The organism is Leptospira wolffii serovar Khorat str. Khorat-H2 (assembly GCF_000306115.2).
Lineage (GTDB): Bacteria > Spirochaetota > Leptospiria > Leptospirales > Leptospiraceae > Leptospira_B > Leptospira_B wolffii.
On the sequence record NZ_AKWX02000016.1, the window covers coordinates 47,413 to 62,244 of the forward strand.

The following is a 14,832-nucleotide window of genomic DNA, read 5'->3' on the forward strand; positions in this document are numbered from 1 at the left end:
ATTCCAATGTTTGGGTAGATTTTAGCTATTGCAGATTATCGCAAAGTATGGTAGAGTGAGCTTTATCGTCGGCTTGCGAACACCACCGCACCGGCCCCCACCCAAAAAAGGGTGGGGAGATCTAAAAACCGTTTCCGACCGCCTAAAAAGCTCCGAACGCGCAGTCCGCATCAAGGAGGCTTTCTTTTGCGGGCGGATTTAGGCGTTCTATTTTTTCTTCTTGGTTCCGCCCTTTTTCGGATTGGATTCCACGCCTTTCGCCCATTCCTCCAGAGAAGAATTAGCGGATACGTTATGCGGATCTATTTCCGGATGGCCGGATATTCTCGCCGTCATGTCAGGGCGGAATTGGGTCTCTATCCACTCTCTGAACTTATCAATTCCTCCAAAGATGGAAGGAACCACGATTAGAGTTACCAATGTGGAGAGGATCAAGCCTCCTATGATTGCGATACCCATCGCGGTCCTGGACTTTGCGGCTTCTCCCAATCCTAATGCGATGGGAACCGTTCCCATGATCATCGCGATCGAGGTCATTAGGATCGGACGGAGACGAATCAGTCCCGCCTCAAAGATCGCCTCGTTTCGGCTGATCCCTCTATCGTGGATCGCCTGCATTGCATAATCCACGAGTAGGATCGAGTTCTTGGCCACGAGTCCCATGAGTAGGATGAGCCCGATCATGGAGAAGATATTCAACATCTCTCCCGTCAAGAAGAGGGCGAAGAACGCTCCGGAGATCGCAGGAGGGATTGCAAATAGGATCGTTACCGGAGTGATGAATGACTCGTATAAGGATGATAATACGAGATAGATGAAGATCAGAGCCAATCCGAAAGCGATGATCACGTTCAAAAAGAGTTCCTTCAAATCTTCCGACTGTCCTTGGAAATTGAATCGGATTCCCGTAGGAGGAGGAAGTTCTTTGGTAAGAATCTTTGTAGCCTCGTCCATGGCGGTTCCGATCGCTCCTCCCGGAGCCAGGTTTGCGTTGATCACCACAGCTCTAGCTCTATCGATACGGTTGATCCGGGACGGTCCCAGGTTTTCCTTGCCGGAGCTGATCGCGGTGAGAGGAATCAAGCGGTTCGCTATATTCGGGACCTTGGTCTGGCCATAAGCGGCTCTCAGGTTTCTTTGCTCCGGTCTAAGCCTCATTCGGACCTCGTACTCCAAGCCCTTATCGTAGAATTTGCTGACCTGGTCCCCCGCGATCTGATATCTCAGTTCCGAACCGGCTACTCCGGGCAACACTCCCACAAGTTGCATTCTGGAATTATCCAATACGATCTGGTATTCGGGTTTTCCTCCTCGGAAATCCGAGTCTAAATCCGCCAACTCTTTGATCGTCTTCAAGCGTTCTATTAGTTTTTTAGAATATGCTTCGATTTCTTCCAGGTTATTGCCTTTTAGAACCAACTGGAACGGATATTGGACCCCGCCTCCCACTGCCGAATAATCCGAGACTGCCGGTCGAGCATAATCGTATGCCTTCAGCATCTTACGGATTTCTTCCTTGATGGATGTAGTATCCTTGCTTCTTTTTTTGGAGGAAACTAAGGCGATTGCGAGAACCGCAGTATTCGGTTCTCCTCCGTCAGGCTTACCGATGGTGATTGCGATTTTATCCATCTCGGGGAACTTTTGGAGTTCCGCGAGTACCTTATCCGAGACTTCCTTGGTTCCTTGCAGACTGGTTCCCGGCGGAAGGTCCAGGGTCACCATGAATTCTCCCTGGTCGTTCGCTGGTAAGAAGGTCTTTTTCACGAAAAAGCAATTTACGAAACCGGAAAGTACGAATATCGCCAGCGTTAAGAGGATGATTTTTCCGGGATGTGCGAGAGCATATTTCATGATGATCCCGTACATCCTCTCCAGCCAAGTCTGGAAACGATCGAATGCCTCCACGGCTCGGTTCTTTTTGTCGTGAGTCAGTTTTCCGGCAAAGTAAGCGGAAAGCATGGGAGCCACAAACAATCCGTCGAAGAGGGAGATGATCATGGCGAATACCACGGTCAATCCGAACTGCTTGAAAAATTGTCCTACGATTCCGGAGAGAAATCCTACCGGGAAGAATACGGCGATCACAGTTAAGGAGGTCCCGATTACGGCCAACGCCACTTCCATGGTTCCTTTCTCTGCGGCTTCCAATACGGTGGCGCCTTCTTCCAATTTACGGAAAATATTCTCTCGGACCACGATGGCGTCGTCCACCAACAGACCCACGGCCAACGACAAGGCCAAGAGAGTCATAACGTTTATCGTGAAACCCATCACCCACATGATGATAAAGGCTCCGAGTAGCGAGTTGGGAAGAGCGAGTCCCGTGATCACCGTGGACCTTATATTTCCTAAGAAGAAATAGACCGTGATGACCGCGAGTAGGATCCCTAAAACGATGGCTTCCGTCACGTCTTCCACGTTATAGCGTATCCATTTGGATCCGTCCCGAATGAGTCGGATTTTGGGTTTTCCCGCTAAAGGTTGGATGTCTGCGTTGAGTTTATCGATTCTCTTCAACACCTCGTCGGCCACGGCGACCGTATTCGCTCCGGATTGTTTGTATACGTCTATGAATAATGCCGGTTTCAATTCCCTTTCGGTCACGGGTTCCTTGGCCCCTGTGATTTTACCTATGGTTCTCTTGATTCTTCCCGGGAGTTGTTTCATCCAGAGGAAAGGGTGGTTCAATAGACCGGCTTCTTCCTCTTCGATTTCGTCGCTTTTCGGAGCCCATAGATATCCCAGGGTTTCCTCGTCCTCAGTTCCGTCTCTTACGGAGCCGAGTTCTTTGATGAGAACGGAGTTACCCACGTCCCCGCCGAAGGAAACGATCGTGTTCTCGATCTGGGAAAGGGATTCGTATCTTCCCAGAGTTCTATAAGAAGTTTCTTTATTACCTAAATCGAATTTACCTACGGGAACGTTCAATCCCGCGGTCTTAAGGCGGTTTGCGATGACCACCATCGGCATTTGGTAGGCTGCGAGTTTGTTTCGATCCAATTCGATCTGGATCTCCCTTCTCGTTCCTCCCACGAGTTTTACCGAACCCACTCCCGCGATTTGTTCCAATTTCGATTTAACGGTTTCCTTAGCTAGGTCGTAGAGTTTTGCCTGATCCAAATCCGCGAATACCGCTAATCGAATGATGGGTTGGTCGGCGGGATCGAAACGAACCACCTTAGGTTCCTTGATCCCGTCCGGCAACTTAGGACGGACCAAGGCGGTTTTATCACGGAATTGTTGCTCTGCGTATTTGATATCCGTGGAAAGTGTGAATTCTCCGAAAACCACGGAGACTCCTTCCTGGTTTCGGGACGTGATCTTCTTTAATCCTGAGATGGAGGAAAGTTCCTCTTCGAGAGGCTTGGAAATCAATTCCTCGATTTCCTCCGGTCCCGCTCCGGGATAGATCGTGGTAACGGACACGACCGGGATATTTACGTCCGGAAAGAGATCCACACCCATTTTACTGAGGGAGAAGATCCCTGTGATCAACATCAGAATGACTAAGCTTGTGATAAAGATCGGACGTTTGATGGAAAGGAGCGCTATATTCAAGTTGCCTCCGGAGGTCTTAGGATCCGGGAATCAAATCTCGGAAGCCGACCAGGACCTCAAGGAATCCAATTAGACCGGTTCCCGAATTTTCGGAAAGAAATTCGTGAACAGGAGTCGGGAAATTTGGAAGAAATGGTTTTAAGCCAGGACTAACTTACTCGGAGGAAAAGAATTCGGCGCCTTGGATTCTTATCCCGAACCGGCGAGTTGGCAGACATAAGCGAATTCCGTTCGGAATTTTTCGCGATCCGCTAAACGAATACGATCCTTACCGGTGCTTGGAGACCGGGATCGATCCGATGAAAAAATCGGCTTCCGATAGTCGCCCTTCGAGAAGAGCATCAGAAAAATCTAAGATAAAAGCTCTTAGTAGATTCTACGGATCGCTTGGGAAATTCTCTGGATATTATCCTTGGTCAGGTTAGGATAAATCGGAATGCAATGTCCCCTCTGATACAATCTTTCTCCGTTAGGAAACTCGGAATTCGGAAGATCCAGAATATGATGGATGGGTTCTGAAACGGTTCTACGAGTACCGATTTGCAGGGATCTAAAATATCTCTCAACCTGCTCGTAATTTCCAGGGGCCACGATTACGAAGCGATTGAAAGTCTCCGTACTAGGATCGTTGAAATGAGAACCTACCTGGGAACCTTGGATAGATTGCAGATAGACCTGCGCGATTTTCCTTTTTCTCTCCAGAATCACTCCCAAATTAGAGAGCTGTTCGATTCCTAGAGCCGCTTGGTAATCGATCATATCGTAATCCAGTCTAGGTTGCCCTTCTCTTCGAGCGTAAGGTTCTTTGCCGTCCTTGCGGGCGCGGATCTTTTTGGCGATGGAATCGTCGTCCGTACAGATCAGAGCCCCGTTTCCTGTGGTAATTAGGAATTCTACGGAAAGACCGCAAATGGAAATCTTTCCTTGTTTTCCTGGAGTGAAGGTTTCCGTGCGGGCACCTACCGCCTCGGAGAAATCTTCGATTACCGGTCTTCCTTTGAAGTCGTACTTGGAAAAGTCGATCAGGGAACCGAAGGTATGATCCACTATGACGGCTTTAATGGAATCGTCTTCCAAGGACTTAGCGAGTTCCTGAGGACAGACATGAAAGGAATGTTTTTCCAGATCCAAAACGGCGGGCTGGGCCTGGATTAAAAAGATAGCATCTAAAGCGGCGAGAGGAGCGAAAGTGGAGAGAGCTACTTTGTCTCCCGGTTGGATCTCCAACGCCAAAAGAGCCAGATGATAAGCCGCAGTCAGGCTGTTTGCGGAGACGACTTGCTTGGTCCTAAAAGTGGAAGAAAACGCTTTCTCGAATTTATGAGTCACCGATCCGGAAGAAAGTTGGTCTTCTACCAAAGCCTCCAAAACGGTTTTCAAGTCTTCCCGGGAGAGGGTAGGTTTATTGTACTCAATATCCGTTTTTTTTCGGTTTGGTTTCTCTAAAACTTCTGTTTCCGCGCTCATTGGCCTTCTCAGGTTCTAATAACTTTATTATGTCGCATTATAACCGAAGTACAAGGCCAGTAAAGATATTTTTCGAAAATACCCTTCACCGGCCTGGATCGGTAGCTACCGCGACAGGTTTCGATTATCTATAGAATTGTCTAGACATTTTTAGTACAAGAAAAAAACGTCCCCGATCAGTTTCCCGTGATCTTGTTTCGGATTCCGATCCAAATCTCGGGCAAGTACGCTCCTATAAAAATCAGGGCGAGTCCGGTATAGGTCCATTTATTGAAATAGGATTCGCCGGTGAACCGAAGGGTAGCGACGTTAATGATGGTGATCCACCATCCGAATACGATGATGCCCGCACCGATTAGATTGGGGAAGATGAAGCCTAGAATTTTTGACATGGCAAAGGTTTCCTGAATTGGATTTGGCTCCGAAGTATCGAGGAAAGGATTTCCAATTCAAGCCGTTTTTCCGAAACCCCTTTTTCGGCTTAAGAAAGACTAGATTTCTGGTTGCGACGAATCGGACTCGGATGAGTACTTTCTATCGGGAAGATTCCGGACCGATATAAAGGGTCTTCGAAAAACATGAAAGAAGAACTAGACAAAGATTTAGACCCGGAAATCGAACCTAGGGAGATGAATCCCACCGAGTATAGACTTCTTACATTATTGTTTCATTTTTTCCGTTTTCCGGACGGGCTGACCTTGAGTTCTCTTCGCAAGATCATGGAAGGCTTTTACGATAACGAGAACAAGGACTCGGATCGCAGAAAACTTTCCAGAGACATCGAGGAATTGGAATCCTTAGGATTTCATATCAAATATTATCCCCAAAAGAACGGAAAGGATTTCGTATATGTTCTCTCCAAGGATCCTCTTTCCAAATCTTTGCAATTCTCGGAAGAGGAGCTAAGAGAGATATCCGCGCTTCTGCTCAAAGGATTTTCCGAATCTCCAAAATACGAATTGTACACTGCCGCTCGAAAAATATTCGCGGGAGATCTGAGTTATTATCCGGAATTGGGAGATTCCGCATCCGATTCGGAGGAAGAAGCGGGAGAAACCGCTTTTGCCGTGCTCGACGCGCTCAAGAACAAGGTGCCTATCCGAATCCGATATTATAAGAATTTTCCCGAAGATTCCTATCTGAGGGAGGTGGACCCGATCCGACTCATCCGAAAGAGAGGCTCGGACCATTACCTACTCGCATACGATAGGGAAGACAAGGAAAGAAAGCGTTTCATTCTGCCCAAGATACAATCGGTGGAGGTCCTACAAGGGGATTTTCTTTACCAGTCCAGGGGAGCCAAGCGGGAAACCGAGGAGGACCTGATCGTTCATGCGGCCTTGTTCCCGGTGCATGGGCCCAAGGAAGTGCAGTGGATTTGCAAGGAAGAGGGGCTTGTCAAAACCAAATTGTTCCTGAGCGGAATCGAATATAAGGAAGAAGGAAATCGACTGTCTTTCCGATCCACGAACCTGGAAGGATTATTACCTTTTCTTTGGCGATGGCCCGAGGCGATAGAGACGATCTCCCCTCCGGAATTGAACGAGCTATATCAAAATTCCATAAAACAGACGTATAAGTTGTACGAAACCGTATAGATTCGGGCCTCATCCTCACCTAGGATCGGACCGGGCTGGCTTCGACAAATTACGTTGCGAAAAAAGTCCTAAGGTTGCGTGAAAAATCCTGATTTACGTAAAAAACTATAAACCCATTCTAACGAAAATCCAAAGAAAACCATGAAATTAAGATTCGTATTCCTGTTACTATTCTTCGCCCAAATCCTTTTCAATCTCGTGATGAAATATCTCTCGTACCAAGGAGATCCTTCTCCGGAATTACATGAAAGAATCCTAAAGTATTTCACCGAAGCCGATATCCAAGCCGGAACGGAATACGACAGAAGAGGATTTTTCGTCTCCATACTTTCCTCTTTGATCGATTTTGCAATCGCGGGTCTATTCGTATTCACCCCTTTGGCCGCGCGATTGGAGGCATTATTAGAATCCAAGATGAAAAGCAGATTCGAATTCTTAAGATACGTGGCGGTCGTTTTTCTATTTTTCAGCTCATTTTATCTCTTGGATTTTCTGGTTTCCCTACCTTTCAGCTATTATTTCGGATTCGTTCTCGAACATGAGTTCGAATTCTCTAAAATGACTTTCGGAGATTGGGTGATTCTGAAAGGAAAATCCTTCTTGCTGAGCTGGTTGTTCGGTTCGATCGGAATCCTGATCGTATCCCTGGTCTTGAAGTATTTGCGTAAGGCTTGGATCTTCGTAATGCCGGGAGTGTCTCTCGCCTTCGGGTTAATCGCATCCGTACTTTATCCGGTGGTTATCACTCCCATCTTTTACGATTTTCATCCCATCCAGGAAGGAAGTTTGAAATCCAAAATCCTATCGCTTTGCGATCACGCGGGCATCCGAGTGGAAAACGTTTTCGTAATCGAAGAAAGTAAATATTCCGGACACACGAACGCCTATTTCACAGGATGGGGAGAAAACCGGAAAATTTTCCTGTACGACACGCTCATCCAAAATCATACGGAAGAGGAAGTGGTGAGCGTGCTCGGACACGAGATCGGGCATTGGGTGCATAATCACCAGCTCATAGATATTACTCTTAGCACGTTCGAAGTCTTTCTACTTTGCTTGGTGCTTTCCTATGTTTTCCGCAAAGCCAAAGAAGAAGGGTCTCTAACGTTAAAGGAATTCTATTCTCCTTCCAGTTTTCCTTTTCTTTTTCTGGTGCTTTCCGTGATCGGGACCCTTACCCAGCCCGCCTCCAGTTCTCTTTCCCGGAAGTTCGAAGTCGAAGCGGATAAGGAGGCTTTGGTGCTTACTGAGGACAAAAAATCCTTCATCAGTACCGAAATCAAATTGGCCAGGGACAATAAATCCCGATTGGATCCTCATCCTTGGGAAGTATTCTATTATCATTCCCACCCGACCGCTTTGGAGAGAATCGAATTTGCGGAAGCTTGGAAGCAATCGGATTAATCCACGATTTCTTTCGTCTACCTCCAGGCATATTCTATTTGTAAGGCTACGAAGGCCGCTGTAGTTTTTCCGAAACGTTCCGCGATTTCCAACAAGGCACGATCCAAGGATTTATTCGCAGGAATAGAGTTATAATATTCTAATGCGGTTTCCGAAGGATCCAGATCCTTCCGGTCTTTATCCGGATGCAAGATAAGTCCTCCTTTCGTGCGGATTTGTTTCTTATTCTCGGACACGGAAATCGCGGCACTACGATAAGTGCGAGAATAAGCATCGGCAACCAAGGCGAGACTGACCTCGTCCGCATTTTCCGAAACTATTATGGGGATTTCTTCGTGGGACCAGAAGGAAAGAGTATTCTTTACAACGGTCCAAATCGAATCCGATCCTAAATGAAAATCCTCGCTCTTGTGATTTCTATCCCAGCCCGAAGCTCCGAATTTTGACGCAATAGACAGTGCTTTTTCTTTTCCAACAATGGCTTCCACTAAGGCTAGGGATACGGGAATCGAAGCGGTTACTCCCGTAGTTGTAATGATTTTTCCGTCGATCACATAGCGACGGTTGCGGATCCATTTCGTGGACGGGAACTTCTTTTCCAGATCCGGAAAGGAATACCAATGTCCTGTCGCGGCTTTTTCTTGTAAAAGACCGGAATGGGCGAGAATCCAAACCCCATCGCAGATTCCTATAACGGTCGCGCCCTTGGAGGCCTGGGACTTCAACCAAGAAGACACAACGGGGTTTTCGGAATTATGCATAGCCGGAACGACCACATAATCCGCTCCTTCAGGATACTTGGAATCAAAATAGGAAAGAGTCTCTCCGGTTTCCAGAACCAAGGCGGGAAAGAAACGAATCGGACCGGGGTTCGTAGAGAGCGCGTGTACATCCGCAATCTCCGCCTGCTTTAAAATTCCGTAAGGAACCAGAAAATCGGTTAGCTCCGTATACTCGTTCTCACCGATCACCGCAATGACGGGGCGTTTGCGACCGAACCGACTTTTATAAGATTCTATCTTCTCGGTTCCTTCTTTAATTGTAGGAACCGGATCGGAGGCAAGGACTTCGCTACAATTCCAGAGTAGGATAGAGGAGAAGGCTAAAAATCCGAGACAAATCCAAATCGGACAAAATGTTCTAAATGGGGGAAAAGATTTTGCTAAGAGTTTCATACCCGCATTCTCTCCCATTTTCGGGGTCCCGTCGTCCGTCCGGATACGGAAGGACCTAGAAAATCCAAGATCGGAAAAAAATCTGGACATCCTTCCTGAAACGAAATTCTTATTTCATGCTTTCCTTCCTTGCTTTCGGAGCGGGTCTTTCGTTTTTAATGGCTCTTGCCAATTGGTTCTCAAGATTTCGAGTAAGTCCCCATAAAAATAGATCCTTCAATTCTTTCGGAAAGATAGGAAATCTCCGTTTCGATCCGGTTCCATGGTTATTCTTTTCCGTTTCGATCGTGCTTTGTCATCTGTATCTTGAATTATCCGATTCCATTCGGGTACTTCCCTGGATTTACGGGATGCACATTCCGTTCTTGTTTTGGATCGGGCCTTTGAATCATATGTATTTGCGGGTTCTAAGCGGGCAGGGATCCGGAAGGTTTGGGACTCTACACTTTCTTCCTCCCGTTTTAGCGATCTCGGTTCTAAGTCCTTTCTTCTTTTCATCTTCCGAGATAAAACTAAAGCTCATAGAAAGTCCGAGCGATTCGCAGTTTCATTTTATTCTACTCTGCTTACTGATCCTGGGCACTCTTTCAAATTTCATTTATCCTACTTTGCTTCTGCGAAAGATCTGGGGATGGAGTTCTAAGAGTGAAGAGAAGAATCGATCCGCCTTCTATCCTTTTCTTTTTCTGTATTCTTTTACGATCTTAGTGCTTCTATTGTTCGTGATCGCTCAGATATTCTTTATGCCTTTTTTTCCGATTGCGGGAGGGGCGTTGAGTTTGCTCGTATGTGCGATTTTTCTAGTAGGGGCCGCAAATCCGGATCTGCTCTCCCGGTTTCGAACGGAATCCAGGGAAGCCAGTTATTCGGAGACTAGAATCAAAGGATTGGATTTGGATTCTATCTTGTCCAGGATGGAGATCCTAATGGGAGAGAGAAGAATGTTCCTGAACGAAGATCTGACTCTAGGAGGTCTTGCGGCCGAACTTGGGATCGGATCCCACCAACTTTCGGAGATTCTGAATACCAAGATCGGCAAGAGTTTTCGGGAATATCTAACCGAATTCCGTTTAGAAGAAGCGGCATCACTTCTTCTCTCCGAGCCCCAGAGATCCGTACTATCCGTTCTTTATTCTTCCGGATTCAATTCCAAATCCGCATTTCACAAACTCTTTCAGGAGAGATACGGACTCACTCCTACCGAATACAGATCTCGTTCTTAATTTATTCTAGAAGAATCTACCATTCTCCCGTGTTCGCCATGCTCTTCCACGGCTCAGCGATTTCCAACGGCTTCCCTTTTTGCAGCAATTCCACGGATATTAAATCAGGAGAACGAACAAAAGCCATACGTCCGTCTCTGGGAGGACGATTGATGACGACTCCCTTGGATTGCAGATTCGCGCAGGTCTCGTAGATATTCTCCACTTCGAACGCGAGATGTCCGAAATTTCTTCCGAAGGTATAGGCTCCATCCTGGTCCCAGTTATAAGTAAGTTCGATTTCGGGAGAATCCGAATGAGCTTGTCCCGATTCGGATAAGAAGACGAGAGTGTATCTTCCTTCCGGATGATCGTGTCTTCTCGATTCCTTGAGTCCTAACTTATTACAGAAAAAATCCAATGCCTGATCCAGATCTTTTACTCGAATCATTGCGTGAAGGTATCTCATTCGTTAATCCTTTGTGGGTAAATTTCCCTTTGCAGGGCTAAAAGAACGGCTCTTCTTAACAGGAAGCTCGGGAACTGGCCCCTGACAAGCCAATTCAATCACCCCTTTGTCCAATTTCCGCTATCCTGAAGAATCCGGGAAAACCCCTAAAAAGACCGATTTTTGGCCTCTTTTTGCATATACAGAAGGCAAAGTGCTTAATATTTGTGCTTAAAAAATAAGCATATTCAATATTTCTTTTACGGTTTTTCATTGAAAAAATGAACGTTTCAGTCGATGATTGTCTTAATCGAGTACATATCTTTTGGAACTCGTCTTGATGCGCTGCTTTTATGCTCAATGTGAACCCTATAAGAGCTAGTCGCGGAATAGTGCGAAAGATTATGCAATTCTAATTAACATAAATGTTATGCGAAGTGGCTATGAGTTCGTTTAACAGAAAATTTTAAATTTTTTTCCTTTCGGAATTTTTTTTGTTCCCTTCTCGAACTCGTAGAGGTCATATGGATATAAGCGAAAACGAGAATTAAAAACATAAACAAAACAACCATGAGGTTTCAATTCTATGAAAGTTAACAAACTCACTTCTCTTCTTCTTGTAGCAGGTTTTCTGGCAGGTTCTTCTCTCTTCGCAGTATCTCAAGATACCGAAGATCGTCTTCTCGAGCAAGCTCTGGTTTCCGCAGCGGTTACCAAAGAGCAAAAAGTTGCGGTAGGGACTTACCTGAGAGCATTGGCTCAACAAAAAACCGAAAGAGCCGAAGAGTTAAGAGCATTGGCTAAACGTTCTACCGGAGGAAAATTCCTGGCTAGCAACGCTCAGTCTCAAAAGTTCCTGAAACAAGCTCAAGCTCTCGAAGCAGAAGCTCAAAGAACTCAAGAGTTTTTGAATAACCTTTAATAGTTAGTCTCAAATCCTAAAAAATCCATCAACCAATGGGCGCTCTCGGGCGCCCTTTTTTATTGTACTCGAACGAGAGAATCATTCGGATCCTAGGTTAAATAGCGGGCGGATTATTTCGTGATCGGTTTTTCTTTCGGAAAGCAGCTCATGGAGAAGCCTTCTATCATATAGCAGATCGCATCCTTGGCTTCACAGCGGAGTGCGTCATTATAAGTGGTTCCCTGGATAACCAGGTCGATCTTATCGCAGACCATTTTTTCCTTTGGTGAGGATTGGCTTTGGCTCGTATCCTGGCCTAAGAGGGAAAATCCGTATACCAAAGCTAAGATAGGCAGGAATCTAAGGCGTTTCATGAGAACGGCGCTCCTTGACCGGTATGATCTCAGATCGTTTCTAAATTTCCCTTCCGCGTCAATCGATTTGGTCGCTTTCTAAGGGCGAAAAACGATTGAGAAAGTCGGCTTCCTTCCTAATTTGCTCTCGTGAGTTTCGGAAATATTTCTCTCGTTAAGCGAACCCTTTTATTTTTCCTAATTTTACTTCCGCTTTCGGTTCCCATTTTGCTGAAACCGGGAGAACAATTGTATTCGGATCATCTGGGAAAATTCGCTTTAGGCCATTCCGTATTGGAGAACGGGTTCCGATCCGGAAACTTGGTCCTGCCTTCCAAGGAAATGGATCCGGAGGCGAAATATTGTCCTACCGAGTGCATTCGGATCGGAGAAGAATGGATCAGTCCCTTTCCTGTAGCCCTCGGATATGTGTATGCACTTGTGCTTCCTTGGGCAGGGATCGACGGGGTCTATTGGGTGGTCGCGATTTTAGTTTCACTCTCCCTTCTTCTCTTGGGAATCCTTTGGAAATGGGATCCGTATTATCTTGGGACTCTTGTCCTAGCTTCTCCTTTTATGATCAATGGATACTTCTTTCCGGATGTGGGGATCGCCGCTTTCTTATATATCTTCGGTTCCTTTCTTTTGCTCTCGGATTCTTCGAAAAGTTCCTTGGGAGTCTCCCTATTTGCGGGTTTCGTATCGGCCTTGGCGGGTTGGTTCCGGATCGAAGCCCTGGTCTTTCCCGGTTTCTTTTGCTTCTTGCTAATGATCAAGAATCTCCGATCGCTTGAGGAGAGGAGAAGAATTCTCGGTTATGGATTCGGAATTTTAATCGGGGCGGGGATCTTATTAGGCATCCAGTATTTATTGTACGGACATCCCATGGGTCCGAGGTTCGCTTTCAATCAACCGGGAGTCTTTCTGGCTCCCTGGAAGAAATGGGAGATCTATTTAGGCCTGTTGTTTGCAAATCCGAATCGGTTGGGTTTTTTCGGATACAGTCCCTTCTTCCTGGTCTTATTCTTATTCGGTTTGTATCGGATCTTTTTTCGCACCGATCTTTTGGGCAGAAAAGAAGAAGCGTCTCCGAGAGATTTGTTTTGCTTTTCGGGTATGTTGGCCTTTGCGGCCTTGGTGCTTACTGCTCCGAACGACGGGATCATAGATTTCGGATCCAGATATTTGCATTTGAGTCTTCCCGCATTTGCAGGTGTGTTCCTACTTTTTCTGGACTCCATTCCTGAGAAAAGGAAGAAGTTCGTTCGATTAGGGTCGATCGCGATTCTTCTATTCTCCGTATATATTACGTTTTCTTATACCCGGATTTTATCAAAATACGGACGAAAAACCACCAAATTGAATCGGATTTATTTGGAGCAAAAGCCGGATCTAGTGGTGGTGCAGATACGCACCTATTCTCAGATCTTGGGCAAATACTTCTTCCAGACTCCCGCGGTTTGGTTGATGAGAGAGCCCGACGTAAAGGATTTCTTTTCCAGAAATTCTCCCGACAAATTCGATAAGATCCTATTCGTGGAGACTAAGGCCGCCATTCTGCAATCTATTTCGCATTCGGATCCGTTCTTTAAAAATGAGTATTATAAAAGTATTGTGAACGTATTGGGTCCGGAATTTGAAAGGACCTATGTCGACAACCGAGAGGATGTGCTTATCTTCTCTTTGGAGAGACGGAAACGATAGGAGCTTAAGTCGGGCAGGATTTTTAACGGGGAAAGAGACTTTCCCAGCGAGCATTTCTACCTCGACCCGTATTGCGAACGGCCAAGGATCGTTCTTTGAAGAATGCCAATGTTGAGAACTTTCTTCCAGAGTATCATAATATCGTTGTTTATTAATCTCGATATGCTTCTCGATGCTGATATATCGACCGATATGAAAACCTAAGTGATACAGTTGAAGTAGCAAGAGAATCCGAGAAACTCTACCATTTCCGTCCCGAAACGGATGGATACAAAGAAAATCCAGGTTGAAGGCTGAAAGGAGGATCAGAGGATGGATTCGCCTTTCTTTGGTCATCTCTTCCCAAGAGGTGATTAAATTCTGTAAAAGAATATCTGTGTCTTTAGGCCCCGGAGGATGAAAGCGAACTCTTTCTTCTCCGGTTGGAAGTTTTTCGGTAATATCAACTTGCTTTTCTTTGAATTTTCCTGCGTCCCATACGTCGCCTTTACATAGTTTATGCAATTTGAGAATCGTTTCAATGGAAAGGGAAATTTTCGAGTTTTCCTCATGAACCCAACGGAGCGCTTGTTGGTATCCGCGAACTTCCTCTTCATCTCGATCTCTAAGTAAAGAATTTCCGAAGACCACCGTTTCTATTCTCGAACGAGCTATATTGACGCCTTCCATACGATTTGAAGAAATAGAACTTTCTATAAGTGCATGCTCTTTTAGAGTCTTGAGTTTCTGCGGTGACTGCTTTTGGTAAAGTTCCTGTTTACCCTTGAATACATCAAGGGGAGACAATTGCCAAACTATTCCTGTTGGAATACTTTCCAAGGATTGCAGCAATTGTAGGGTGCTTGGTTTACCTGATTTATTACCCATATATGGGATGAATACCTATATTCTCTAATTTATATGGGAAGCCTTCAAATGTAGGAGAATTCGTCCTTTGCGGGAGGAGCGCCTGGCAGGAAAGAAAGTCGCGGGCGTAGTTTGGACCGACTATCGGATTGCCGATCGTTCCCGCGCTT

General features: G+C 45.9%; 10 protein-coding genes and 2 pseudogenes. 5 read left to right on the forward strand and 7 right to left on the reverse strand.

Annotated elements, in window-relative coordinates; all coding sequences use genetic code 11:
- Positions 1 to 326: 326 nt before the first annotated feature.
- From LEP1GSC061_RS12805 to LEP1GSC061_RS12815, 3 genes and pseudogenes are all read right to left on the reverse strand, one after another.
- Positions 327 to 3,561 (reverse strand): annotated as a pseudogene (locus LEP1GSC061_RS12805) (efflux RND transporter permease subunit); the annotation flags it as partial.
- A 366-nt stretch (positions 3,562 to 3,927) separates the two neighbouring features.
- Entirely contained in the window at positions 3,928 to 5,028 is a 1,101-nt protein-coding gene (locus tag LEP1GSC061_RS12810; RefSeq protein ID WP_016545921.1) for a DegT/DnrJ/EryC1/StrS family aminotransferase, read from the reverse strand.
- Positions 5,029 to 5,204: 176 nt separating this feature from the next.
- Positions 5,205 to 5,420 (reverse strand): hypothetical protein, encoded by a 216-nt coding sequence (locus LEP1GSC061_RS12815; protein ID WP_016545841.1) that lies wholly within the window; start codon positions 5,418 to 5,420, stop codon positions 5,205 to 5,207.
- A gap of 186 nt (positions 5,421 to 5,606) precedes the next feature.
- Between LEP1GSC061_RS12815 and LEP1GSC061_RS12820 the strand changes: the two genes are divergently transcribed.
- Positions 5,607 to 6,626 (forward strand): helix-turn-helix transcriptional regulator, encoded by a 1,020-nt coding sequence (locus LEP1GSC061_RS12820; protein WP_016545946.1) that lies wholly within the window; start codon positions 5,607 to 5,609, stop codon positions 6,624 to 6,626.
- Positions 6,627 to 6,767: 141 nt separating this feature from the next.
- The gene (locus LEP1GSC061_RS12825; RefSeq protein ID WP_016545936.1) at positions 6,768 to 8,030 is read left to right on the forward strand and encodes a M48 family metallopeptidase; all 1,263 of its coding nucleotides are present in this window, start codon (positions 6,768 to 6,770) and stop codon (positions 8,028 to 8,030) included.
- A 17-nt stretch (positions 8,031 to 8,047) separates the two neighbouring features.
- Here LEP1GSC061_RS12825 and LEP1GSC061_RS12830 read toward each other — a convergent pair whose 3' ends face one another.
- On the reverse strand, positions 8,048 to 9,295 hold the full coding sequence (locus LEP1GSC061_RS12830) for a DJ-1/PfpI family protein (RefSeq protein WP_016545849.1): 1,248 nt from the start codon (positions 9,293 to 9,295) through the stop codon (positions 8,048 to 8,050).
- A gap of 26 nt (positions 9,296 to 9,321) precedes the next feature.
- Here LEP1GSC061_RS12830 and LEP1GSC061_RS12835 point away from each other — a divergent pair, with 26 nt between their 5' ends.
- Positions 9,322 to 10,428, forward strand: coding sequence for an AraC family transcriptional regulator (locus tag LEP1GSC061_RS12835; protein WP_016545867.1), 1,107 nt, complete (start codon positions 9,322 to 9,324; stop codon positions 10,426 to 10,428).
- A 16-nt stretch (positions 10,429 to 10,444) separates the two neighbouring features.
- Here LEP1GSC061_RS12835 and LEP1GSC061_RS12840 read toward each other — a convergent pair whose 3' ends face one another.
- A complete protein-coding gene (locus LEP1GSC061_RS12840) occupies positions 10,445 to 10,876 on the reverse strand; it encodes a VOC family protein (protein ID WP_016545931.1) in 432 nt (143 codons plus the stop codon).
- Positions 10,877 to 11,441: 565 nt separating this feature from the next.
- Here LEP1GSC061_RS12840 and LEP1GSC061_RS12845 point away from each other — a divergent pair.
- A complete protein-coding gene (locus tag LEP1GSC061_RS12845) occupies positions 11,442 to 11,777 on the forward strand; it encodes an LIC10421/LIC12816 family protein (RefSeq protein WP_016545932.1) in 336 nt (111 codons plus the stop codon).
- 113 nt (positions 11,778 to 11,890) lie between these two features.
- On the opposite strand, the gene LEP1GSC061_RS12850 is transcribed toward LEP1GSC061_RS12845, so the two are convergent.
- The gene (locus LEP1GSC061_RS12850; protein WP_016545901.1) at positions 11,891 to 12,133 is read right to left on the reverse strand and encodes a hypothetical protein; all 243 of its coding nucleotides are present in this window, start codon (positions 12,131 to 12,133) and stop codon (positions 11,891 to 11,893) included.
- A gap of 129 nt (positions 12,134 to 12,262) precedes the next feature.
- Between LEP1GSC061_RS12850 and LEP1GSC061_RS12855 the strand changes: the two genes are divergently transcribed.
- On the forward strand, positions 12,263 to 13,816 hold the full coding sequence (locus LEP1GSC061_RS12855) for an LA_3751/LA_3752 family putative glycosyltransferase (protein ID WP_016545919.1): 1,554 nt from the start codon (positions 12,263 to 12,265) through the stop codon (positions 13,814 to 13,816).
- A 222-nt stretch (positions 13,817 to 14,038) separates the two neighbouring features.
- Here the strand turns inward: LEP1GSC061_RS12855 and LEP1GSC061_RS22150 are convergent.
- Positions 14,039 to 14,683, reverse strand: a pseudogene (locus LEP1GSC061_RS22150) (Fic family protein); the annotation flags it as partial.
- Positions 14,684 to 14,832 lie beyond the last annotated feature (149 nt).

Bases quoted from the DNA above. Each gene is read 5' to 3' on its own strand.
- LEP1GSC061_RS12820 (WP_016545946.1), top strand. From the start codon at position 5,607: ATGAAAGAAGAACTAGACAAAGATTTAGACCCGGAAATCGAACCTAGG.
- LEP1GSC061_RS12845 (WP_016545932.1), top strand. From the start codon at position 11,442: ATGAAAGTTAACAAACTCACTTCTCTTCTTCTTGTAGCAGGTTTTCTG.
- LEP1GSC061_RS12830 (WP_016545849.1), bottom strand. From the start codon at position 9,295: ATGTCCAGATTTTTTTCCGATCTTGGATTTTCTAGGTCCTTCCGTATC.
- LEP1GSC061_RS12850 (WP_016545901.1), bottom strand. From the start codon at position 12,133: ATGAAACGCCTTAGATTCCTGCCTATCTTAGCTTTGGTATACGGATTT.
- LEP1GSC061_RS12815 (WP_016545841.1), bottom strand. From the start codon at position 5,420: ATGTCAAAAATTCTAGGCTTCATCTTCCCCAATCTAATCGGTGCGGGC.
- LEP1GSC061_RS12840 (WP_016545931.1), bottom strand. From the start codon at position 10,876: ATGAGATACCTTCACGCAATGATTCGAGTAAAAGATCTGGATCAGGCA.
- LEP1GSC061_RS12835 (WP_016545867.1), top strand. From the start codon at position 9,322: ATGCTTTCCTTCCTTGCTTTCGGAGCGGGTCTTTCGTTTTTAATGGCT.
- LEP1GSC061_RS12810 (WP_016545921.1), bottom strand. From the start codon at position 5,028: ATGAGCGCGGAAACAGAAGTTTTAGAGAAACCAAACCGAAAAAAAACG.
- LEP1GSC061_RS12825 (WP_016545936.1), top strand. From the start codon at position 6,768: ATGAAATTAAGATTCGTATTCCTGTTACTATTCTTCGCCCAAATCCTT.